The 22,812-nt window shown below is 67.5% G+C and carries 21 protein-coding genes; 10 read left to right on the top strand and 11 right to left on the bottom strand.

Translation table 11 applies throughout. The features are described from left to right. From MK181_01795 to MK181_01780, 4 genes are all read right to left on the bottom strand, one after another. Positions 1–2,244, bottom strand: a 2,244-nt coding sequence (locus MK181_01795; GenBank protein ID MCH2418526.1) for a xanthine dehydrogenase family protein molybdopterin-binding subunit, incomplete at its 3' end; no start/stop codon positions are given. Between the two features lie 10 nt (positions 2,245–2,254). Next, positions 2,255–2,707: a (2Fe-2S)-binding protein gene (locus MK181_01790; GenBank protein MCH2418525.1), complete on the bottom strand. Its 453-nt coding sequence runs from the start codon at positions 2,705–2,707 to the stop codon at positions 2,255–2,257. Positions 2,708–2,824: 117 nt separating this feature from the next. Next, positions 2,825–3,079 carry an NrdH-redoxin gene (locus MK181_01785; GenBank protein ID MCH2418524.1) on the bottom strand — a complete coding sequence of 85 codons (255 nt, stop codon included), beginning with the start codon at positions 3,077–3,079 and terminating at the stop codon, positions 2,825–2,827. Beyond that, positions 3,076–3,696 (bottom strand): TetR/AcrR family transcriptional regulator, encoded by a 621-nt coding sequence (locus tag MK181_01780; GenBank protein ID MCH2418523.1) that lies wholly within the window; start codon positions 3,694–3,696, stop codon positions 3,076–3,078. Before MK181_01780 ends, MK181_01785 begins: the two co-directional genes overlap by 4 nt. Positions 3,697–3,762: 66 nt before the next feature. On the opposite strand from MK181_01780, the gene MK181_01775 reads away from it, so the two are divergent. The 5 genes from MK181_01775 to MK181_01755 are packed head-to-tail and all read left to right on the top strand — an operon-like array spanning position 3,763 to position 8,504. Then, positions 3,763–4,914 carry an acyl-CoA dehydrogenase family protein gene (locus tag MK181_01775; protein MCH2418522.1) on the top strand — a complete coding sequence of 384 codons (1,152 nt, stop codon included), beginning with the start codon at positions 3,763–3,765 and terminating at the stop codon, positions 4,912–4,914. A gap of 23 nt (positions 4,915–4,937) precedes the next feature. Further along, positions 4,938–6,056, top strand: a complete 1,119-nt coding sequence (locus MK181_01770; protein MCH2418521.1) for an acyl-CoA dehydrogenase family protein — start codon at positions 4,938–4,940, stop codon at positions 6,054–6,056. Then, positions 6,053–6,865 carry an enoyl-CoA hydratase-related protein gene (locus MK181_01765; protein ID MCH2418520.1) on the top strand — a complete coding sequence of 271 codons (813 nt, stop codon included), beginning with the start codon at positions 6,053–6,055 and terminating at the stop codon, positions 6,863–6,865. The genes MK181_01770 and MK181_01765 overlap by 4 nt, the downstream gene beginning before the upstream one ends. Positions 6,866–6,888: 23 nt before the next feature. Further along, a complete protein-coding gene (locus MK181_01760; protein ID MCH2418519.1) occupies positions 6,889–7,575 on the top strand; it encodes a nitroreductase family protein in 687 nt (228 codons plus the stop codon). Then, on the top strand, positions 7,572–8,504 hold the full coding sequence (locus MK181_01755; GenBank protein MCH2418518.1) for an LLM class flavin-dependent oxidoreductase: 933 nt from the start codon (positions 7,572–7,574) through the stop codon (positions 8,502–8,504). The genes MK181_01760 and MK181_01755 overlap by 4 nt, the downstream gene beginning before the upstream one ends. A 10-nt stretch (positions 8,505–8,514) precedes the next feature. On the opposite strand, the gene MK181_01750 is transcribed toward MK181_01755, so the two are convergent. From MK181_01750 to MK181_01725, 6 genes are read right to left on the bottom strand one after another with little or no spacing between them, the layout of a single operon-like run. Beyond that, positions 8,515–10,596: an amino acid permease gene (locus MK181_01750; protein ID MCH2418517.1), complete on the bottom strand. Its 2,082-nt coding sequence runs from the start codon at positions 10,594–10,596 to the stop codon at positions 8,515–8,517. Positions 10,597–10,645: 49 nt separating this feature from the next. After that, positions 10,646–11,626 carry an alpha/beta hydrolase gene (locus MK181_01745; GenBank protein ID MCH2418516.1) on the bottom strand — a complete coding sequence of 327 codons (981 nt, stop codon included), beginning with the start codon at positions 11,624–11,626 and terminating at the stop codon, positions 10,646–10,648. A gap of 34 nt (positions 11,627–11,660) precedes the next feature. Then, complete coding sequence (locus MK181_01740; GenBank protein ID MCH2418515.1) at positions 11,661–12,086, bottom strand: PIN domain-containing protein; 426 nt, start codon at positions 12,084–12,086, stop codon at positions 11,661–11,663. Continuing rightward, the gene (locus MK181_01735; protein ID MCH2418514.1) at positions 12,083–12,301 is read right to left on the bottom strand and encodes a hypothetical protein; all 219 of its coding nucleotides are present in this window, start codon (positions 12,299–12,301) and stop codon (positions 12,083–12,085) included. The genes MK181_01740 and MK181_01735 overlap by 4 nt, the downstream gene beginning before the upstream one ends. 54 nt (positions 12,302–12,355) lie before the next feature. After that, positions 12,356–13,462, bottom strand: coding sequence for a TauD/TfdA family dioxygenase (locus tag MK181_01730; GenBank protein MCH2418513.1), 1,107 nt, complete (start codon positions 13,460–13,462; stop codon positions 12,356–12,358). After that, positions 13,459–14,022 carry a hypothetical protein gene (locus MK181_01725; protein MCH2418512.1) on the bottom strand — a complete coding sequence of 188 codons (564 nt, stop codon included), beginning with the start codon at positions 14,020–14,022 and terminating at the stop codon, positions 13,459–13,461. Before MK181_01725 ends, MK181_01730 begins: the two co-directional genes overlap by 4 nt. A 51-nt stretch (positions 14,023–14,073) precedes the next feature. Between MK181_01725 and MK181_01720 the strand changes: the two genes are divergently transcribed. Both MK181_01720 and MK181_01715 read left to right on the top strand, forming a co-directional pair. Next, on the top strand, positions 14,074–15,396 hold the full coding sequence (locus MK181_01720; GenBank protein ID MCH2418511.1) for an acyl-CoA dehydrogenase family protein: 1,323 nt from the start codon (positions 14,074–14,076) through the stop codon (positions 15,394–15,396). Positions 15,397–15,431: 35 nt separating this feature from the next. Next, positions 15,432–17,354 carry an MBL fold metallo-hydrolase gene (locus MK181_01715; GenBank protein MCH2418510.1) on the top strand — a complete coding sequence of 641 codons (1,923 nt, stop codon included), beginning with the start codon at positions 15,432–15,434 and terminating at the stop codon, positions 17,352–17,354. Positions 17,355–17,380: 26 nt separating this feature from the next. On the opposite strand, the gene MK181_01710 is transcribed toward MK181_01715, so the two are convergent. Beyond that, on the bottom strand, positions 17,381–18,589 hold the full coding sequence (locus MK181_01710; protein ID MCH2418509.1) for a CoA transferase: 1,209 nt from the start codon (positions 18,587–18,589) through the stop codon (positions 17,381–17,383). A gap of 105 nt (positions 18,590–18,694) precedes the next feature. Between MK181_01710 and MK181_01705 the strand changes: the two genes are divergently transcribed. Genes MK181_01705 through MK181_01695 form a run of 3 tightly spaced genes read left to right on the top strand, consistent with a single transcriptional unit; the run spans position 18,695 to position 22,810 of the window. Next, positions 18,695–20,242 carry a trimethylamine methyltransferase family protein gene (locus MK181_01705; protein MCH2418508.1) on the top strand — a complete coding sequence of 516 codons (1,548 nt, stop codon included), beginning with the start codon at positions 18,695–18,697 and terminating at the stop codon, positions 20,240–20,242. A gap of 43 nt (positions 20,243–20,285) precedes the next feature. Further along, positions 20,286–21,317 (top strand): dihydrodipicolinate synthase family protein, encoded by a 1,032-nt coding sequence (locus tag MK181_01700; GenBank protein MCH2418507.1) that lies wholly within the window; start codon positions 20,286–20,288, stop codon positions 21,315–21,317. After that, on the top strand, positions 21,314–22,810 hold the full coding sequence (locus tag MK181_01695) for an aldehyde dehydrogenase (GenBank protein MCH2418506.1): 1,497 nt from the start codon (positions 21,314–21,316) through the stop codon (positions 22,808–22,810). The genes MK181_01700 and MK181_01695 overlap by 4 nt, the downstream gene beginning before the upstream one ends. Positions 22,811–22,812: the final 2 nt, after the last annotated feature.

Genomic DNA, 22,812 nt, shown 5'->3' with positions numbered 1-22,812 from the left:
CGCCTCTCCGATGCCCTTTACCCCCATGGGGTTGGTACCTGACGGGGTGACCGTGTGGTCCAACTTCATGTCGATGCACTCAGCAGCTGAGGGCACCAGGTAGTCGGCCAGACTGGCCGACCTCAACTGACCGTCGTCGTCGTAGACGGCGTCCTCCCACAGTGCCTGGGCGATGCCCTGGACAATGCCGCCGTGCAGCTGGCCCTCCACGATCATCGGGTTGATCTGGTTGCCGCAATCGTCAACCGCCGCGTAGTCCACCAACTCGACGGCACCTGTCTCCTCGTCGACCTCCACCACCGCGATGTGAGTGCCGAACGGGAATACGAAGTTCCCCGGGTCCCAGGTGACCTGGGCTTCCAGGTTGGGCTCCACGCCGTCGGGCAGGTCGTGGGCGGTAAAGGCCCCGAAGGCCACCCCGGCCAGGGGAACCTCCTTGTCCGGGCTGCCCTTCACCGAGAAGGTTCCACCCGAGAACTCCAGGTCCTCGGTGCTGGCCTCCAACATGTGGGCAGCAATGGTACGCGCCTTGTCGATGACCTTCTCGGTGGCCATCCAAAGTGCCGTACCCCCTACCGACAGCGACCGGGACCCGTAGGTGTCCATACCCATTGGGCTAATTGCCGTATCGGAGTGGAGGACCTCCACATCGTCGGGATCTACGCCCAGCTGGTCGGCCACGATCATCGACCAACTGGTCTCGTGACCCTGGCCGTGGGGAGTTGAGCCGGTAACCACCTGGACCTTGCAGGTGGGCAGAATCCGAACGGTGGCCGACTCCCAGCCCCCGGCACCGTAGTTAAGAGCGGCCAGGGTCCGGCTGGGTGCCAGGCCGCACATCTCGACGTACGACGAGATACCCAGGCCCAGCTGAACGGTCGACCCGGCGGCCCGCCGCTCGGCCTGTTCGGCCCGTCGGCCGTCCCAGTCCACCAGTTCCTTGGCCCGGTCCAGGGTGGGCTGGTAGTTGCCCGAGTCGAACACCAGCCCGGCCGGCGAGTCGTAGGGGAACTTCTCTGGCGGGATGTAGTTCCGGGACCGGATCTCGTCCGGCTCCACCCCGACAGCCACCGCCAGGGCATCCATGGCCCGTTCGATGGCGTAGGTGGCCTCCGGTCGGCCGGCCCCCCGATAGGCATCGGTAGGCGCAAGGTTGGTGAACACACCCCGACAGGTGAAGGCGTAGGCCGGCACGTCATAGAGGCCGTGGTAGAGGAACGCCCCTAGCAGCGGTACTCCGGGGGCCACCAGCTGCAGGTAGGCCCCCATGTCGGCCAGGAGGGTGGCCCGCACGGCGGTCAACTTCCCATCGGCGTCGGCGGCCAACTCGATGGTCTGCTTCTGGGCCCGGCCTTGGATCGTGGACGTGGCGGCCTCGGTCCGAGTTTCGGTCCAGCGGACGGTGCCGCCGTGGCGGTTGGCCAAGGCCATGCAGATGAGCTCCTCGGCGTACACGTTTAGCTTGCAGCCGAAGCCGCCGCCCACGCTGGGGGCGATGACCCGTAACTTCTGTTCCGGCATGCCCAGGGTGAGGGCCCCCATGACCTTCAGGACGTGGGGGATCTGGGTAGACGAGTAGAGGGTCATGTCGCCGTTGTGCGGAGCAGGTACAGCTGCGACACCGCGCGGTTCCATGGGCGCCGGTATGAGCCGCTGGTGCACATAGGTCTCGGTCACGTGGTGTACGGCGTTCTCGAAGGCTGCGGCGACGGCGTCAGGGTCCGGTACCAGCGGCCAGTCGTAGGAGACGTTGGTTCCACAGTCGTCGTGGATGACCACCCTGTCGCTGGCCGCGTCATCGAGGTCGACCACAGCCTCGAGCGGCTCGTAGTCGACGACCACGCCCTCGGCACCGTCGGCGGCCGCGTAGCGCGAGGTGGCCACCACGACGGCGACTGCATCGCCTGCGAAGTTGGCCTTGCCAACGGCCACCGGCAGGTGAGCCGGGTTCTTCATTTCGTCAGTGACTGGCCAGGCACAGGGCAGAGGTCCGGCCCAGTCGCCCTCCAGGTCGGCACCGGTGTAGACCGCGACCACGCCGTCGGTGGCCAGTGCAGCCGAGGCGTCTATGGCACCGATGCGGGCATGGGCGTACGGGCTGCGGACGCACGAGATCCACAGTGCACCCGGGAGGTTCAGGTCGTCTATGAACTTCGACTCCCCGGTCAGCAGGGCCGGGTCCTCCTTGCGGAGTCGGGGCGTACCAACGATGCCGCCGGCGAATGGGTTCATGGTGTCAGTCATCTCGGCCCCCTCACTCGCTGGCGGCCAGGACGGCCTTGACGATGTTCTGGTAGCCGGTGCAGCGGCAGAGGTTGCCCTCCAGGCCGACCCGGACTCCGGCCGCGTCGAGGTTCTCGTACTCGTCGACCAGCGAGACGGCGGCCATGACCATCCCAGGGGTGCAGTAGCCGCACTGCAGCGCATGGCACTCGTGGAAGGCCTGCTGCATGGGGTGCAGGCCGTCAGCTCCGGCCAGGCCCTCGATGGTGGTGACCTCCGCGCCGTCCACCTGGGCGGTCAGCAGGGTGCACGATTTGGCCGATCGGCCGTCCACCAGCACGGTGCAGGCCCCGCACGAGCTGGTGTCGCAGCCGATGTTGGTACCGGTCAGGCCCAGCTCGTCGCGCAGGAAGTGCGCCAGCAGGGTCCGCGGCTCGACGTCAGCGGAACGCGTCGTTCCGTTGACCGTTACGGAGACCTCCATCACCAATCCCCCTTGGTTCTCCGGTCGGGCTGCCACCTCATCGTCGAGGAGGTTCCCCGGTCCCGTCCAGACCACCGATGGTCGCGCAACGAGGGCCGGTCCGCCAGCGAAACCGGGCTAGGCCTGTTGCAAATGGATCACCAGCTGGTCGGGTGGCGGGTTGGTGTAGACGATGCCGTCCACCACCACGGTCGGCACCGTCTCGGCACCGTCGTTGACGGATCGCACAAAGGTGGCCGCCTCCGGGTCATCCCAGATGTTGCGGAGGGTGGCCTGGATTCCGGCCACCTCCAGGGCCTCGAGCAGCCGCTGGCAGAATCCGCAGAGGGGGCGCCAGTAGATGACGAGACCCTCGTCAACCGGTTCGGTCACTGAGTCAGCCTCTCAGGTGCAAGGACGGCTACCAGGGCTTCTGTCAGGTGGTCAATTAGTTGTTCACGTCGTGCCGAGCCGAGTAGTACCGGGTTGTTGACGCCTTGGCCGACGACAAGGACCACGTCCACCAGTTCGTCGAGGTCACCGTCGGTGATCCGACCGGCGGCCTGTCCCCGCTCAATGAACTGCCGGCTGGCATCCCGGGCCTCGGCCTCGTGTCGGCGATAGGCCTCGCGGAGCAGGCGGTTCTCCGGCAGGCGGGCCAATGCCGCCCGCATGACCAGCGCCTCCTCGGCGAACACGGTGACCAGGCCGTCGACTAGGGATCGCAGCGTGGAGTCCAGCCCGTGGTCTAGGAGGTGGTCGGCGGTCAGGGGTCTGGTACTGGCAGCGACCACCCGGTCCAGCACCCGGTCGAAGGCGGCGACCAGCAGACCGTCACGGCCGTCCGGGAAACGGTTGTAGATAGTGGCCACGCTGACCCCGGCGTCGGACGCCACCTGTTCGGCGGTGAAAGCTCCGTCGGCCCGTAGACGCCGCACGGTGGCCGCGACCAGGACCTGCCGTGTGCGCTCCGACCGGCCGATCGGCGAGGCCTCCTTGATGGTCGACATACTCGTGACTCTATGCTATTTCTAGTTTTATTTGCTATTTCTAGAAGTATCTTCTAGTTTTTTTCCATGTCCGACCTCCTCCAACGGGCCCGTGCCCTCGGACCGTCGCTCGCCGACCGTTCTGAACGCATCGAAGCCAACCGCACACTGCCCGCCGACGTCGTGGCCGACCTCGCTGATGCCGAGCTGTTCCGGCTGCTGACCCCCACCGACTTGGGCGGGCCAGAACTGGACGTGGCAACGGCTATCGATGTCATCGCCGAGGTATCCCGCCACGACGGGGCGGCCGGGTGGTGTGTGATGATCGCCGGCACCACTTCGCTCCAGGCTGGCTTCCTACCCCTTGACGTAGCCACCCTGATATTTGGCCCGGCCGACTCGTGCGTCGGCGGCTACGCCGCTCCGGTCGGGCGGGCGGTCGCCGTCGAAGGTGGGCTCCGGGTGACCGGAACATGGGCTTGGGGATCCGGAACGCACCACTGCACCTGGATCGGCGGCGGAGCCCGGATCGTCGACTCCGACGGGACGCCCACCAGGCGAGACGACGGCCTGTTCGCGCCTTTCGTCTTCTTCGACCCGGACGACGTGGAACACCTCGACACCTGGCACGTCACCGGGCTCGCAGGCAGCGGGTCGACCGACTACCGGGTCGACGACGCCTTCGTCCCTGAGGGTCGATGGCTCCAGCTCCCCACCGCCGTGCCCCGCCTGGACGGCCCGCAGTGGCGATTCCCCTTCTACGGAATGCTGGCCGCCGGGGTCGCCGCGGTGGCTATCGGTCTACTGAACGGGGCCGTGGACCGGTTCGCGGAGATCGCCGTGGACAAGAAGCCCGAGGGTTCTGGTCGCACACTCTCCGAGCGGGCCTCCGGCCAGACCGTGCTGTCCAGCACCGAGGCCACTGCCCGTTCCTCCTTAGCCTTCCTCCACGACGTACTGGGCGAGGCCTGGGAGACCGCCCGGGCTGGCGACCCCCTCACCGTCGAACACCGCCGCAGCCTGCGACTGGCCGCCTGCGACGCCGCCCAGCGGTGCGCCGACGCCCTGGGGCACCTACAACGAGAGGCGGGCGGCAGCGCCGTCTATCTCCGCGAACCCCTTCAACGCATGGTCCGCGATGGCCAGGTGGCCGCCACCCACGCCATGGTGGCTCCCCGCATCCGTGAGCTCACCGGCCGGCTCCGGCTCGGCCTGGACACCGACACCGCGCTTCTCTAATCAGTGCGGGAGACTGCCCGACCATGGACTTCTCCCTCCCCCCGGACGACGACCCCCGCCGGGTCGAGGTCCGGGCCTGGCTGGCTGACCATCCCGAACCCACCCGGAAAGACTTGGCCGACGGTGGCTTCGTCGCCCCCCACTGGCCCCGCCCGTGGGGCCGGGACGCCGATCCGGCAACCCAGCTGATTATCGACGACGAATTCCGAGCTGCCGGCCTGCGGCTGCCCGGTGCCTCCATCGGCGTGGGCTGGGCCGGACCGACGATCCTGGCTGGCGGCACCGAGGAGCAAAAGGCCCGCTTCCTGCCTCCCATGCTCGATGACACTGAGGGCTGGTGCCAGTTGTTCAGCGAGCCCGAGGCCGGTTCGGACCTCGCTTCCCTGCGCACCCGGGCCGTACGCGACGGCGACGTGTACGTGGTCAACGGCTCCAAGATCTGGTCCACCCGGGCTGATGTCACCGACTGGGGGATCCTCCTGGCCCGGACTGCCGACGAGGGCCCGCCCCAGAAGTGCATCTCCTATTTCCTGCTCGACATGTCCACACCAGGCATCGAGGTACGCCCCATCATCGAGATGACCGGCGGACGCCACTTCAACGAGACGTTCCTGACCGAAGTCCGCATCCCGGCCGGGAACATGGTCGGCGCAGAGAACGAGGGCTGGAAGCTGGCCAAGGTCACCTTGGCCAACGAACGAGTCTCCCTGTCGGAGGGCGGGGTGCTCTGGGGACGGGGCCCTGCCGACCCGGCGGTGCTCGACAGGCTCCGGTCCTTCGCCTGCTCCGATCCGGTCCTGCGCCAACGCATTGCCGACCTCTACACCGAGATGGTGATCCTGCGACTCCTGAACCGTCGGATCATGAGCGCCCAGGTCACGGGCGGAGACCCCGGCCCCCTCTCCTCGGTCCGCAAGGCCATCGGCGACAAGCACGGCCAGAAGGCCATGGCGCTGGTGAAGGACCTCGAGGGCCCGTCGACCATGCTGGACGGGAACTACCCCTACGAGGAACACGAGGACCCCTGGGCCTGGGGGCACTACTTCTCCCGGGCCCTGACAATCGGAGGCGGCACCAGTGAGGTGCAGCGCAACATCATCGGCGAGCGGCTGCTCGGGCTTCCCCGGGAACCCCGGCCGTGAGTCACGGAGAGGACGACATGGCCGAGTTCGAGTACCTGCGGTTCGACCGGGACGGCGACGTCCTCGTGGTGACGGTGGACAAGCCGGACGATGACCTCAACAAGGTTGACGCCCAGATGCACCACGAGTTGACCCATCTGTTCCAGCGCCTGCGCGACGAGCGCCAAGCCCGGGCCGTGCTGCTGGCCGGTACCGAACGGGCTTTCACGGCCGGCGGCGACTTCGCCTGGTTCCCCCGCTTCTCCGAGCCCGGCTACGCCGCCGAGGTGCGCCTGGACGGCAAGTCCATCGTTTGGAACATGCTGGACGTCCACCTACCCATCGTGTGCGCAGTCACTGGTCACGCCATGGGGCTCGGGGCCAGCATCGCCCTGCTGGCCGACCTGACCGTCATGTCCGAAACGGCCAGGCTTGGCGACCCCCACGTGAAGGTCGGGATCGTGGCCGGCGACGGCGGCACCGTGGCCTGGCCGCTGGCCGTCGGCCCGCAACTGGCCAAGCGGTACCTCCTGACTGGAGATCCGGTGACGGCCACCGACGCCGTGTCGATGGGCCTCATCGTGGAGACGGCCCCCAACCCTGAGGCGTGCGTAGCCGCTGGCCTGGCCTGGGCCCGGCGCCTAGCCGCCGGGGCTCCGCAGGCCGTCCAGTTCACCAAACAGGCGGTGAACGCTTGGATCAAGCAGACCTGCGGCACGGCCTTCGACCTGTCCACGGCCCTGGAGACCGTGACCTTTGCGTCCGAGGACTTCACCGAGGCCCTGGCCGCCCTGACCGAGAAGCGCGAACCCCGGTTCACCGGCAAGTAGACGGATCTCTGAGGAGGAAAGGCATGAGCTACAGGACGGGCGGCACCCGCGGCAACGAGATCGGACTGCTCGATGGCCTGATGACCAACCGGGCCATGCGCCGGTATGCCGATGAACCGGTCAGCGACGACGACGTCTGGACGTGCCTGCGGGCCGCCGTCCAGGCTCCCAGCGGAGGCAATATCCAGCCCTATCAGTTCATGGTTGTCCGGGACCCTGACCTGCGGCTCGGCCTAGCCGAGATCTACCGGCGGGGCTGGGCCCGCTACGAGCCGGTCATCGCCCCGACCGAGTTTCCCAACGACGCCGTTCGCGAGGGCTGGGAGCGCAATAACCGGGCCACCGTCCACCTGGCCCAGAACCTGGAGCACGTGCCGGTCCTCGTGCTGCTGCTCATGCCGTCCATCGACATGACGGTCCACGACGACGAGGGCCCCATGCCGGTCGGACCCACCCACGCCTCGGTATACCCAGCCATCCAGAACTTCATGCTCGCCGCCCGTTCGCTCGGCCTGGGGACGGCCATGACGACCCTGCATCGCATCTACGAAGGCGAGGTGCGGGACCTTCTGGGGATCCCGGAACGCTACGAGGTGCTGGCTCTGCTACCCCTCGGCCACCCGACCGGGAAGTGGGGTGTGGCTCCACGACACCGCGGCGCCGAGAAGATCACTTCGTGGGACCGGTTCGGGGAGAAGCGAACGCCGTGAGCCCGGCCCCCGACCCGGGGATCCGGGTCGGCGTGTCGCTCCCTCCAGGCGGGTTCGCCTCCCGGGACGAGGCAGCGGACTACGTCGGGGCGGTGGCCGACGGTGGCCTCGACCACCTGCTGACCGCCGATCACATTGCCTTCTTCGGTGGCCGGGGCATGGATGGCCTGACCACCGTGTCGTGGCTAGCCGGCCTGCACCCCACGATCGGGGTGTACCTGGGCGTCTACCTCCTGGCCCTGCGCCACCCGGTGGCCGTGGCCCGCCAGATCTCGACGCTGGCCCTCCACGCCCCGGGGCGTCTCACGTTCGGCGTCGGGGTGGGCGGGGAGGACCGCCACGAGATGGAGGTGGTGGGCGTGGACCCAGCCACCCGAGGTCGTCGGACCGACGAAGCGCTGGACGTGCTGCGGCCACTGCTGGCCGGTGGAACGGTAGACCACCGGGGCGATTTCTACGACGCCCCCGACGTATGCATCCACCCGGCGCCATCGCCGCCCGTCCCGGTCACCGTGGGCGGCCGGTCGAATGCGGCGATCAACCGGGCGGGGCGACGGGGCGACGGTTGGCTGGCTACCTGGTGCTCGCCAGCCCGGTTCGCCGAGGGCGTGGCCCGTACCAAGCAGGTAGCCGCCGACGCCGGGCGGACCGACGTGTCCTGGCGACACGGCTACCAGATCTGGGTCGGCCTGGGTGACACACCGGACGAGGGGACATCCGTACTGGCCCCAGCCATGGAAAAGTTTTACGGCATGCCCTACTCAGCCTTCGAGCGGTACTCACCGGTCGGGACCCCGGCCGACATAGCCGACCGGCTCCGTCCCTACCTGGAAGCCGGAGCCCGGGACATCAATCTGGCGCCTATCGCGGCTACCGACGCCAATCGGGTGGCTGGAGCCGCAGAGGTACGCCGTCTGCTCCTGACCTGACCGGTCGACCTCAGCCCAGGGGGGCCGGGTCACCCGGGGCCGGCATTGCGCTCTCCGGGCCCACGATCGTGATCTGGTCGTCGGCCTCCAGGACCAGGGTGTCGTCCACGTCCAGTGGCACCCCGAAACGGGTCACTGCCGCCACCTCGGCGCCCTCGGGCAGGTGCAACCCCCCCACTCGTCGGCCGATCAGGCCGGAGTCCAGACCTTCGGGTAGCAGGGCGTACTGGCGGACGGCCCGGTCGGGAAGCAGTGAAGACTTGACCTCGGCCTCGGTGGACGCCTGGCCGCAGGCCCGGGCTCCGGTGTGGAGGAAGCCGGCCAGTTCACCGGCAAGTCGCAGCGACCGACCGGGATCCGACGACGTCCCGGCCAGAAAGAACAGGGCGTTGACCAGCTCTCCGGACCCGCCCCAAGCCGCTGGGATCCGGATGCCGGAGGCCGCCCGGACGATGACCAGCTGGTCGGTCTCAATGGCGTCGAATAGGGCCACCGGGGTAGCCGTGGGGTGGTCGTCCGACGGCTGGATCCACAGCGAGCCGGTGTCAAGGAACCGCTCGGTGACGCGTTCGGTAGGCACCCCAATGCGGTCCGACAGCACGCTGGACGCCCGACCGGCCGCCTCAGCGATGTCGGTGCCGGCTGGGATGGAGAGCACCACGGCCCTGGCGATGAGGCCCGCGTAGTCGTCGTTGCTGCGGAGGCCGTGTCCGGCCATGGCCGCGCTGATCTCCCGGTCCAGGAGGTCGTCGGCGTCCCGCCCCCACCGACGGAAGACGTGCAGGATGGCGCCCGCCCGGTCGGTACGGGGCGTGGCGTACAGGTGGTGCCAAGCCCAACCCACGGCGGCCACCACCCCTATGAACACCAGTGCGGCAATGCCCAGCTGAGAAATTAGGAAGGCCGACACGGCGATGCCGATCAACTGTGTCCATGGATACAGCGGAGACCGGAAGGCGGGGGCGTAGGACTGGATCTCTGAGGCCCGCAGGACCAAGACAGCCAGGTTCACCAAACCAAGGGTCAGCAGCACGAAGGCGCTGGCCAACTTAGCGATGGCCTCGGCGTCAAAGGCCACCACCACCCCGGCAATGGCGGCACCGGTCAGGACCACGCCGACCGCCGGGGTACCGAAGCGGCTAAGGCCGCCCATCCAGGCCGGAAGCAGGCCGTCGCGGGCCATGGCCATCGGGTAGCGGGCGGCAGCCAAGATCCCGGCGTTGACCGCCGAGGCGAAGGCAGCCAGGGCGGCCACCACGACCAGCCACACCCCGATCTTTGGCAGCACCGTCTCGGCCGCCGTGTGGATAGGCGCTAGGTCGCCGTGAAGCACGTCGGCCGGCACAACAGCCACCGTGACCAGTACGCCCAAGGTGTACAGGGTGGTGGCCACAGCCAGGGACAGGGCCATACCCAGCGGGATGCGGTGAGACGGATCGTCGACCTCCTCGGCGGCGCTGGCCACCTTGGTCAGGCCCCCGTAGGAGACGAAGACCAGGCCAACAACCGCCACCAACCCACTGGCCCCGGAGGCGAAGAAGGGATCCAGGTTCGACCCGTCGAACCCAGCCGACGCTGTCTCAAATAGCCCGTCCACGATGAACCAGCCCATAATGGCCAGAACCACCACCACGAGGGCCAACTGCACCGAGGCACTGGCCTTGGATCCGATCACGTTCACCAGCGTGAACAGGGCGATCAGCGCCAGCGCCAGTTTCGTGGCGTCCACGTCCAGAATCAGCACCAGGTAGGCGCTCATCCCAACCATGGCGAAGGCGTCCTTGAGGACCAGGGAGAGCCAGGTACCAAAGCCGGCCACCGTACCCACCGCCGGCCCCAGCGCCCGCTCCAGGAAGTAGTAGGCACCTCCGGCCTTGGGCAAGGCCGTAGCGAGCTCCGACACGCTAAGCATGGCTGGCACAGCCAGGACCCCGGCCAGCAGGTAGGCCACCACCGCGGCCGGTCCCGCCTTGGAGGCTGCCAGGCCGGGAAGCAGGAACAGGCCGGAGGAGAGCATGGCCCCCGTGGAGAGGGCGAAGACGTGGCGGAGGCCCAGCGAGCGGGTCAACCGGCCGTGATCGCCCCTTCCCATGAAGAAACCCTAGGCGACGTCTCCAGCCCGCTTCTCCCTACGTGTCGGCTCAGCTCAGTTCGTTAAGGAACCCCAGGACAACAGCGTTAGTCCCCTCAGCGTCCTCCTGTTGAATCCAGTGACCGACACCCGGGAGGATTACTGAGGCGTGCAGGCCCGGAAGGGTCTCCGGGAACCGTGCGATGCTGCCAGCGCCAAAAGCTGTCGGCCCATCCTTCTCCCCGCCGATGAACAATGAGGGCTGTCGAATCTTCGCTCCGTGCCAAGCCCGGAGGTCAAGCCAGTCACGGTCCATGCACCTGTAGCGGTTCAGGCCTCCCGAGAACCCAGCACGGGCGAACTCGCTGGCGTAGAACGCTAGGTCTTCGGCGGAGAGCCAGGCCAATGGCCCGGTCCACGGCGCCAAACGATCCACAAGCCGACCTCCGGGTTTGGTGAAGAACCGGGGTGGTTCACCGGGTGCCGACTCCGGAGCTCCGCCCGAGGCGTTGAGGTAGAAGGCGCCCAACCAGGCGACCGGATCGGCGGCGATCTCAGCCTCGGCCACGCCCGGCTCCTGAAAGTGGTCGATGTAGAAGACATCCTTCCCTCCGAGGGATTGGAAGAAGTCGCTCGGTCGCACTTCGTTCCGAGGGGTGTACGGCACGCTGAGCAGGGCCATCGCCCGAAACATGTCGGGGCGTAGGAGTGCAGCCGTGCTGGCGATGGGCGAACCCCAGTCGTGACCAACGATGACCGCTTCCGACTCTCCAAGGGCTTCGATTACTCCGACGCAGTCACCGGCCAGATCGACCAGCCGGTACGCATCGATCGCCTCCGGGGCCTCTGAGGACCCATAACCACGGACGTCAATGGCCACTGCTCGGTAACCAGCTGCGGCCACGGCTGGAAGCTGGTTCCGCCACGAGTACCAGGACTCGGGGAACCCGTGCACGAACAGCACCAGCGGGCCCTCTCCGATCTCGGCTACATGGATACGGATGCCGTGTGCATCCACGTCGTGACAAACCAACCCGTTGATCTTCTTCATACGAACCTCCCAACGTCATCGGCCATACCCCAAATCACGAATTGTTTCCCACCGCTGGATCCTCGATTCGAACGCCCCGGACCACAGTGCCCACGGGGAGAGATTCGGTGACCATGCGGTCACAGCCACCGACCACCGCCGCCTCGACAGCCAGAGCGTCCCGAACGGTTAGGTCGTGTTCGGACGCAGTGTCGGCAGCGGCCAGAACCAGCGAGGCGTCCGCCGGCACCACGGTCAACTCAGCCAGCTCAGCCAAGGCCCGGCCGGCCACTATCGATTGAAGTGGTCGGGCTAGGAGGGCCGTCACCACGTGGTGGAACTCGGCCAGGCCGGGACCCGACACGACCAGGGCCGACCCGTCGGTAGCGCCCACTAACGCCCGGGCCGCTGCCTGGCGCTCGGGGGCGTCGTCGTCAAACAGCCGGACGAGAACCGAAGCGTCGATGAAAGTACGGCTCACGGGCCGTTGGGAACAATCGGTCGCCCCCCGGACCCGGCGGCCGATGAGACGGAGAGGGCCACCAGGCGGCGGCGCGCCGCTTCCACCCGGTCGGCGGCCGAATATGCGACCAACAGATCTCGGACCACCGCGTTGACTGAGGTGCCCTGTTCGGCGGCCCGCACCCGGGCTCGGTGGAGAAGGTCGTCGTCGATGGCCAGGGTCAGGTTTGCCACGTGTTTATGTGTATCACAGTTTCCGTGTTACACAGGTTATTAGAAGATGATTGGTCAGTCGGGGAGTGGGGTAACCCTCCCGTGGACCCAGTCTCGGTCCAGGTAGCAGCCCTGGAGATACCGGTCCGGATCGGCCTCGCCGTCCCGGCCGTGCAGGATCCGTTCGTTGTCAAACACCAAGCACTCGCCGGGGGTCAGGGTGAACCGCAACTCGAGTTCTGGTCGGTGCAGTATCCGGGCGAAGGTGCGGTAGGTCTCGTAGAACCCGGCCATTTCGTCGTAAGGCAGGTCGAAGGGAGCCGCTGACCGGTTGTTGTACCGCACGGCTCGTACCTCGCCCTGATCGTCCACCTCGACTAGCGCCGACCGATTCCGCAGATCGAATCCATCCCCCGCCCACCGGAAGGGCACTCGTCGGCCAGCCAACACGGCGAACGCCTCTGGATCCTCGTGACGCAGCACCTCGGCGGCCCGGAATCCGTCGACCAGGACGGTCACCCCACCGCTCCCGCTGGCTACCAGGCAGTGCAGCAGCTGGTAGCCGGGAACCGGACGGCGGTACGGGTTGTCGGTATGCACGTTTAGGGCACGTGGCGTGAAAGCCAGGTTCACCGGGTCGGCCTGGGCCCGCACGTGGAAGACCTCGCCGTAGTTGGTCGGCCGGATCGGACCCCACAGGCCGGCCACGTCCCTGATGCCGACTCCAGGGTCTTGGCCGGTGGCCAGGCCGTGCACCACGACCAGGCCGTCGCGCATCAAGGCTCCGTCGGCCTCGACACGGACCGTCATGTCTCCGCGGTCCCTCCACGACAGGCGGTGCACGACGAACCCATCGGCCGACCAGGGAACAGCCACCGATGGCGAGATATCGATCGGTCCGTCGTAGCGGTGGGCCTCCAGCCACGCCGCGCCATAGGTGCTGATCGCCCCATCCGGTTCGAACTCCACCCGCAGCTGGCCGTCCACCACCTCAGCGGCCCGGACCACCACGTGGTCGGGCAATTCGGTCACGTCGAATAGGCGCTGGTCGTTGCCGGTGTGACGCGAGGCATCGTCCCGCGCGTTGTCCCGCAGCCAGATGGCGTGAAACCGGGCCGGACCCCCGGACAACTCCACCGTCACCTCGTCGGGCAACACCGAGGTGACTGAAAGGCCGCTCACCGGTGGAACCTCGGGTCCTCCAGCAGCGTCTGCCACGCGGCCAACGGGGGAACGTCTAGACCGTCAACTTTTCCCCCATCGTCCCAAGACCGGACGGCCAGGGCCCCGTCGGCGTGCGGCTCGGCCTCGAAGGCCTCCGCTTCGTCGGTCGACATCGGGCCTCCCTGGAGGCGAAGCGTTCCCACCGAAGCCGAGCTGAGCCGAGACTGGTAGCCGGGGTCGACGAAGCACCGGTACCGCTTGGCGGCCACGTGGAGCCGAACAGGTTCGCTGACCTCCTCCACGAACCGCTCGGCCAGCCACACCCCACCCGACGTACCGTGGTCGGTTACCCCGAACTCGGAGTCGGGCTCATCCAGGAAGTGGCCGATGTCGTGGAGCAAGGCGGCCAGCACCCGGGCGTCGGATGCCCCTTCAGCCCGGGCCAGCGTCGCTGCCTGACAGGCGTGCTCCTCCATGGTCACCTGCTCGGTGTAGCTATTGGAACCCTGGGTGGCGAACAGCCCCAATACCTCGTCAGCTACTCCCATGGCGCGCATCATGCCCGCTGGGGAGACCATCTACCAGACCGCCTAGGTTCGCCCCCGACCAATCCTCGGAGGATCCAACTCATGGTCACTGGCCCCGGCCTGCACATCGATGACCCGAGCGACCCATCGCTGGACCTGACCATGTCCGATGGGGCCCGGCCTCTCTACGACCAGGTCCGGTCGTTTATCGCCGACGAGGTGGAGCCGGTCACTCTCGAGTTCCACCGGCTCGGGGCCGAGCGCACCGACCACTGGGGATACCACCCGGGGCAGCTGGACATCCTGGCGGAGCTCAAGGCCGAGGCCCGACGGGCCGGCCTGTGGAACTTCTTCCTTCCCGACGCCGAGACCGGCGAGGGCCTGTCCAACCTGGACTATGCCTACATCGCTGCTGAACTGGGGAAGAACCCCCTGGCTTCGGAAAGTCTTAACTGCTCGGCCCCCGACACCGGGAATATGGAGGTCTTGGAGCGGGTCGGCACCCCGGAGCAGAAGGAGCAGTGGCTAGAGCCCCTCCTGAACGGCGAGATCCGGTCGGCCTACGCCATGACCGAACCCGACTTGGCTTCCTCGGACGCCAAGAACATTGCCTGCCGGGCCGTCCTGGACGGCGAGGAGTGGGTGATTAACGGGACCAAGTACTACATCTCGGGTGCCGGCGACCCCCGGTGCAAGGTAATGATCACCATGGTGCAGACCAGCCCCGACGGTCCCCCACACCGCCGGCAGTCGCAGATCCTCGTCCCTATCGACAACCCGGGGGTCACCATCGACCACCCGATGCATGTGTTCGGCGACGACGACGCTCCCCACGGTCACATGCACATCACCTTCGACGACGCCCGGGTCCCGGCGTCGAACATCCTGCTCGGCGAGGGTCGGGGCTTCGAAATCTCCCAGATGCGACTCGGGCCGGGACGCATACACCACTGCATGCGCTCAATCGGGGCCGCCGAGCGGGCCATCGAGCTCATGTGCCGGCGGGGCCTGCACCGCGAGGCCTTCGGGAAGACCATCGCCCACCTGGGCAAGAACATGGAGGTGGTCTCCCGGGCCCGAATCGAGATCGAGGCCATGAGGCTGATGGTCCTGCGAGCCGCTAGGGCCATGGACACCATGGGTAACGCTGAGGCCCGGGTGTGGATCAGCGCCGTGAAGGCCATGGTGCCCGAGCGGGTCTGCCGGATCATCGACGAGGCCATCCAGGTGCATGGAGCCACTGGGGTCTCCCAGTGGACCCCTCTGTCTCGGATGTACACCCAGCAACGCACCCTCCGGCTAGCCGACGGCCCCGACGAGGTCCATCACTTCGTCGTCGGCCGCTTCGAGTTAAACCGCTACCAGGACGGCCCCGGGCCGGTGCCCATGCTGGGCCACACCGGTCCCGTCTTCTCCAGCCCCTGACCGACTCCGACGGCCCCGATCTCCGAGGAGGTCCCATGACCGATGACCTACGGGCCAAGAAGCCCGCTACGTCCTTCGTGCGAGCCGACCTCGAGGCCTTCGGCGCCTCCTTGCCGCCCGACGACGGCACCGACGCAGCCGATGTGGCTCAGGGCTTCATCGCCACCAGGACCGAGCCGGTCATCGAGAAGATCCACCCGAACCCGTGGCTGCCTATCTCCTGGGACCTCTCGAAGTCGGACTTCGTCCAAGGGCCATGCCCCGACACCGTCAACCCGTCGCTTTGGCGCCAGGCCGGCTTCAACGCCCAACACGGCCTCTATGAGGTGATCGACGGCTTTTACCAGGTACGAGGCTTCGACACCTCGACCGCAACTTTCATCCGAGGCAATGAGGGGTGGGTGGTAATCGACCCGCTGACCACCACCGAGACGGCCCGGGCAGCTTTCGAGCTCGTTACTGAGCACCTTGGGTCTCGTCCAGTGACCGCTGTGATCTACACCCACTCCCACGTCGACCACTTCGGTGGGATTCTCGGCATGGTGGAACAGGAGCGCATCGACGCCGGCGAGGTTCCGATCGTGGCCCCGGAAGGGTTCCTCCGAGAGGCAGTGGCCGAGAACTTGTTGGCCGGGCCAGCCATGGGCCGACGGGCCATGTACCAGTTTGGGATGCTCCTCCCCTGGGACGAACAGGGACACGTCGACCAGGGGCTGGGAAAGGGCGTGCCCACCGGATCCTCGGCGCTGGTCCCGCCGACCATCGAGATCACCGAAACCGGCCAGGAACTGGTGCTGGATGGCATCCGGGTGGAGTTCCAACTCACTCCGGAGACCGAGGCGCCAGCCGAGATGCACTTCTATTTTCCCGAACACCGGGCCCTGTGCATGGCCGAGAACTGCACCGGCACCATGCACAACGTGCTTACCCTGCGAGGAGCCCTCGTTCGCGATGCCCTCATGTGGAGCCGCTACATCGATGAGGCCCTAGACCGTTGGGGTGAGGTGTCCGACGTGGTGTTCGCCAGTCATGGATGGCCCCACTGGGGTGGTGAGGCGGTCCGGGGCTACCTGACCCGCCAACGTGATCTCTACCGGTGGCTACACGATCAAGCGATGCGGCTCATCAACCTGGGGCACACCCCGAACGAAATCTCGGCGGCTATCGACCTTCCGCCCGGCCTATGGGATGACTATCTGTGCCACGGCTACTACGGCACGGTCAGCCACAACGTCCGGGCGGTCTACCAGCGCTACCTCGGCTTCTACGACGGCCACCCCTCCAGCCTCGAGCCGTACGAGCCGGTGGAGGCCGGAAATCGCTACGTGGACTTCATGGGGGGCATGGACCATCTACTGGAACAAGCCCGGGTCTCCTACGAGGCCGGCGACCACCGTTGGGTGGCTGAAGTCCTCCGGCATGCCGTGTTCGCCGACCCGAGTTGTGAAGAAGCCCGCCTATTACAGGCCGACGCCTTCGAACAACTGGCCTACCGGGCCGAAAGCGGACCGTGGCGTGACATCTACCTAACCGGGGCCCAGGAACTGCGCAACGGCTCGCTGACCCTTGAGTCGACGAGCCGGCCCCGCCCCGAGCTGGTCACCGGCATGGACCTCCAACAGGCCTTCGATCTCATCGCCGCCTCACTGGACGGACCGGCCGCCGTGGCCGTCGGCCCACTGGCCGTGAACTGGCACATCACCGACCAGGACACCGCGGTGCGGATCGAGCTTTCAAACGGGACTATGCACTCCGTCCCCAACCGGACCTACCCCACGCCCGACGTGATGGTCCGAGGCGACCGGGCGGCCATCGAGCGCATGATCGCTGAGGGCGCCACTATTGACGCCTTGCTGGACGACGGTTCGCTGGTTGCCGAGGGCAACGTGAATGGCCTCCGATCCCTGTTCGCTTGCGTAACGCCGTTCCCGCGCTTCTATAACATCATCGAGCCCTAATCCGACCGGCTGAGCGGCCGGCACGGTCAGTCCTCCACTTCGGAGCGCACCTCCCGGCCATGCTCATCGTTGTTCGGTGGTCGACGGCGAACCGTCGGCGGGGTGGCCGACATCCGGATAGGCGACCGAACCGAACGGAACGGCCCCGGCCGACCACCCGTCGTTCCCCCATCATCTAATTCGTCGACCGGGTCCAAGCCCAGCTCGGCGGCGTCCCGAAATGCCCCGCGGACCGTGTTGATGGGGCCAGCCGGAATGCCAGCGGCCCGCAGGCACTCCAGCCACTCGGCCGTCGACCTCTCGGCCAAGGCACCCTCAATCTCGGCTTCCAGCTCGTCAGCATGAACCATACGAGCCTCGTTGTTGGCGAACCGCTCGTCAGTCAGCCAGACCTCCCGGTCCAGCGCCGTACAGAGCTTCTCCCACAGCGACGGGCTGGCCGCCGCGACGGCCAGCACCCCGTCGGCCGTGCGATAGGGCTGATACGGGACGATGGACGGGTGGCGGTTGCCCTGCCGAACCGGGTCGGTGCCAGCCACCACATGGCTCGAACCCACGTTCAGTAGCCCGGCCAGGGCCGAGCCCATCAGTGACACTTCGACATGCTGGCCGAGGCCACTGACCCGACGCTCCTCCACGGCGGCCAGGATGGCAATCGCCGCGTAGAGCCCGGTGAGCTTGTCGACCACGGCCGACCCAACCTTTGTCGGCTCGCCCTCAGCCCGACCGGTTATGGCCATCACGCCGCTCATGGCCTGTACGAGGAAGTCGTATCCGGCCAATTCGGCACCCTTCCCTGTGCTGCCGAAGCCGGTTACCGAACACGTGATGAGGTCCGGCCTCCGCTCGGCCAACGAGTCCCGGTCGAGGCCGAACCGGGCCATCGTCCCAACCCGGAAGTTGTCGACCACCACGTCGGCCCCTAGGGCGATGCGGCTGGCTACGTCCAGGTCGTCGGGGTCCCGTAGGTCCAGGGCGATGCTGCGTTTGTTGCGGTTCAGGCCCAGGTAGTAGGTACTGGCCGCCTCCTCGCCGTCCCCCCACCACGGCGGGCCCCAGGTGCGCGTCTCGTCGCCCACGCCAGGCTGTTCGACCTTGACCACGTCCGCCCCCAGGTCGGCCAGCACCATTGTCGCCATGGGACCGGCCAGAACCCGACTGAAGTCCGCAACCCGCAGGTGGCCGAGAGCTCCGCGCCCAGCACGGATCGGATCGGAAGTAGGAGCGTCGGACACGGGCGGAGTCTCGCAGCGGTCGCCACCCCCGACAATCCACGCCGGCCTTGCATTTGGGTCCGATCATGGGGAGCATCCCCCGGTGAGACGCGCCCCGGAGCCCCGATGACCGATACCTCAGTCGAACCTGAACTGGGTCGCGTCCGGCGGGGACGTGACGCCCGAGCCGCTAAGCGCCGCACCAGGACCCGCTCCTGGCTTCCTGAGCTGGAACGCCGAATCCCATGGGTAAACCTGCTATCCGACGACCAGGTGCAGGTCATACACGACGCTTCGATGGACGTCGTGGAGGAGGTCGGAGTGGAGTTCCGCTGTGACGACGCCCTCGCCTTGTGGCGAGACGCCGGAGCTGCCGTGGACGGCGCCCGGGTGCGCCTCGACCGCGAGCATCTGATGGCCCTCGTCGGCACCGCCCCCTCTTCGTACACCATGGTGGCCCGGGACCCGACCCACACAGTGACGGTAGGTAACGGAAAGACCATCTTTACGCCGTCCTACGGCGCCCCGTACGTCCTGGGTCTGGACGGCACCCGGCGCCCAGGGACCCTGGAGGATTTCAAGAATTTCACCAAGCTCAACCACCTGTCGCCGGCCCTGCACATGTCGGGCGGCGTGGTCTGCGAGCCGATGGACGTCCCGGTCCCCAAGCGACACCTCTACATGACCCAGAACCTGCTGACCTACTCGTCCAAGCCGTTCATGGGGGCCGTGACGTCAAAGGAGCGGGCCGAGGACAGCCTGCACATGGCGGGGATCGTCTTCGGCCAGGACGTCGTGCGCGACACCACGGTCATGACCTGCCTGGCCAACGGCAACACTCCCCTCGTCTGGGACAAGACCATGCTGGACAGCGTCCGGGTGTTCGCGGCGGCCAACCAGGCCACCCTGTTCAGTCCCTTCGTGCTGGGCGGTGCCTCCACACCGGCCTCGACGGTGGGCGCCGTCATCCAGGTCAACATCGAGGCCCTGACCGGCGTGGCGTTCTCGCAACTGGTCCGGGCTGGTGCCCCCGCCCTTTACGGCCAGTGGGTGTCCACGGTCTCTATGAAGACCGGCGCCCCGCAGGCCGGCACGCCGGAGGTCTGCCACATGAACCTGCTCACCGCTCAGATGGCCCGCCACTATGGGCTGCCGTCGCGATGCAGCGGATCCTGCTCTAGCTCCAAGATGGTTGACGCCCAGGCCGGCTATGAGGCGGCCCGCAACATGTACGGCGTGCTCATGGCCGGCACCAACTTCGTGCTGTCCACCACCGGCTACTTGGAGAGCGCCATGTGCCAGTCCTACGCCAAGTGGGTCCTGGACAGCGAACAGCTGGAGATGATGTACCGACTGGGCAGCGGCGTGTCGTTCGACGACCTCAACGAGGTGCTGGACACCATGCGCGAGGTCCCACCCGGCGGACACCACCTGGGCACCGCCCATACCCTGGCCAACTTCCAGACTGCCTTCTCGATGCCCGAGATGATGAACAGTGACAACTACGAGCAGTGGCTGGCCGACGGCGCCCTCAGCGCCGAGGACCGGGCCACCGCGAAGTGCCGCCAGCTCCTCGAGGAGTACGAGGAGCCGGCCCTGGACGACGACGTCCGTGCCGAGCTCGACGAGTTCGTGGCCCGCCGCGACGCCGAACTCCCCGACCTGGTCTCATGAGGACCGCCGCCCCGACCATCCCGTCCCAGGGAGGTAACACCCGATGACCACCAGCAACGGCACCGGACCCGACCGGCCGCTCCTCCACGGCGTCTGCGCCGCCATGAGCTCCCCGTTCGACGACAGCGGCGAGTCCGTCGACGAGGGGCGCCTACGCGACCATGTCGAGAGTCTCGTAGAGGCCGGCGTACACGGCCTGGTGCTGGCTGCCGGAACCGGCGAGTTCGCCTTCCTGTCGGCCGCCGAGAAGGACCACATCTTCCGGGTCGGCATCGACCAGGTGGCGGACCGCATCCCGGTGATCTGCCAGACCTCGGCCATCACCACGGTGGACGCCATCGAGAACTCCCGGGCCGCCATCGACCTGGGGGCTAGCGCCGTGATGGTCCTCCCCCCGTACTTCGAGGGACCGTTCGAGCGTGGCGTGCTGTACCACTACGAGAAGCTGGCCCGGGCCATCGACGCCCCGATCGTGCTGTACAACATCCCGGCCCAGTCCGGCTTCGACATCACCCCGGACCTGTACCGCCGGCTCATCGCCATGGAGAACATCGACTACATCAAGGACTCCACCGGCGACCTGATCCGCCTCCAGCAACTCCTGGGCATCGGCGGCCACGTGCTGGCCGGGGCCGACCCGCTGGCTCCGTTCGCCCTCATGGCCGGCAGCGCCGGATGGATCTGGGGCGCGGCCAACGTCATGCCGCACGAGTGCGTAGCCCTCTACGACCACATCACGGCCGGTCGCCACGCCGAGGCCATGGACCTGTGGCGACGGATGCTCCCGGCCAACCTCTACTTCTGGGACAACCCGCACGAGGCCGAGTACAACTCGGCGGTCAAGACGGCAGCCAACATGGTTGGCCGGACCGTCGGCCCGTGCCGCCGCCCAGTACTACCCATGACCCATCAGGGCCGCGTCGGCCTCCAGGCCGCACTGTCCACCCTCCCCGTCAACGGGGTGCACCGGGACCGCCTGGTCTTCCGAGAATGGGAGGACGAGCGGGACTGGCTCGTCCAGATGACCGACCATGCCGGCGTGGGCCGTGCTCGACCAAAGGGAACTGCCCGATGACCATCGACCTCGCCGACCCGACCGCTCTGGCCGCGTCCATTGATCCACCCACCCGGGCCGTCATCGGCGGCCGCAGCGTGGAGGCAGACTCCGGAAAGACCTTCGCCACCCTCAACCCGGCCAATGGTCGTGAGCTGGCCCAGGTGGCTGAGGGCGACGCCGCCGACGTGGACCGTGCCGTCGCCGCAGCCCGTACCGCCTTCGAGGAGGGACCCTGGGGGCGGCTGGCCCCTATCGACCGGAAGATGCTGATCCTTCGATTTGCCAGCCTGGTCGAGGCCCACACTGACGAGTTGGCCGTCATCGAGACCCTAGAGGCCGGCAAGCCGATCAGCGACTGCTCCAGCCTCGACGTCCCCGACCTGGTGGCCACCCTGCGCTGGCACGCCGAGGCCGCCGACAAGCTCTACGACCAGCTCTCACCGTCGGGCCCGGGCAAGGTGGGCATGGTGGTCCGCGAGCCCATCGGCGTGGTCGGTGCCGTCCTGCCCTGGAACTACCCACTCATGATGGCCGGCTGGAAGATCGGCCCGATCCTGGCTGCCGGCAACACCTGCGTGGTCAAGCCCGCCGAGCAAACCTCCATGTCGACCATCCGCATCGCCGAGCTGGCCATCGAGGCCGGCATCCCCGATGGGGTGTTCAACGTGGTGCCCGGGTTCGGTGAGACGGCCGGCGCGGCCATCGGCCTCCACCCCGACGTGGACTGCGTGGCCTTCACCGGCTCGACCGAGGTGGGCCGCCATTTCCTGCGCTACTCGGCCGACTCCAACCTCAAGGAGGTCCTACTGGAGTGCGGCGGCAAGAGCCCGGTCATCGTCATGGCCGACGCCGACGACCTGGACGCCGCGGCCACCGGGATCTGTGAGGGCATCTTCTGGAACGGCGGGCAGAACTGCAGCGCCAACTCGCGGCTCATCGTCCAGCGGTCCGTCGAGGACGAGCTGCTGGAGCGCATCGCCGAGCGCAGCCGCGACTGGGTGGTCGGCGACCCTCTGGTGGCCGAGACGACCATGGGCGCCATGATCGAGGAGGCCCACCTCGACAAGGTGCTGAGCCACATCGCCGATGCCCACGAGGCTGGCTCGACGTGCGCGGTGGGCGGCAACCGGGTCCGCGAGGAGAGCGGCGGCTGGTTCGTGGAGCCCACCGTGTTCACCGACGTCGATCCCAACAGCCGCCTGGCCCGCGAGGAAGTCTTCGGACCGGTGCTGGCCGTGACCGCTTTCGACACCCCCGAGGAGGCCATCCGCCTGGCCAACGACACCGACTACGGCCTGGCCGGCACCATCCACACCACCGACCTGCGGACCGCCCACCTGGCGGCCCGGGCCATTCGGGCCGGCACGGTGGCCGTGAACTGCTACGGCGAAGGTGACATCACCACCCCGTTCGGCGGATTTAAGCAGTCGGGCTTCGGCGGGCGGGATAAGTCGATCGCCGCCCATGAGCAGTACACGGAGTTGAAGACCATCTGGATGGACCTGTCCTAGAC

Source organism: Acidimicrobiales bacterium, assembly GCA_022452035.1.
Classification (GTDB): Bacteria; Actinomycetota; Acidimicrobiia; order Acidimicrobiales; family MedAcidi-G1; genus UBA9410.
This window is presented reverse-complemented; position numbering and strand designations above follow the sequence as displayed.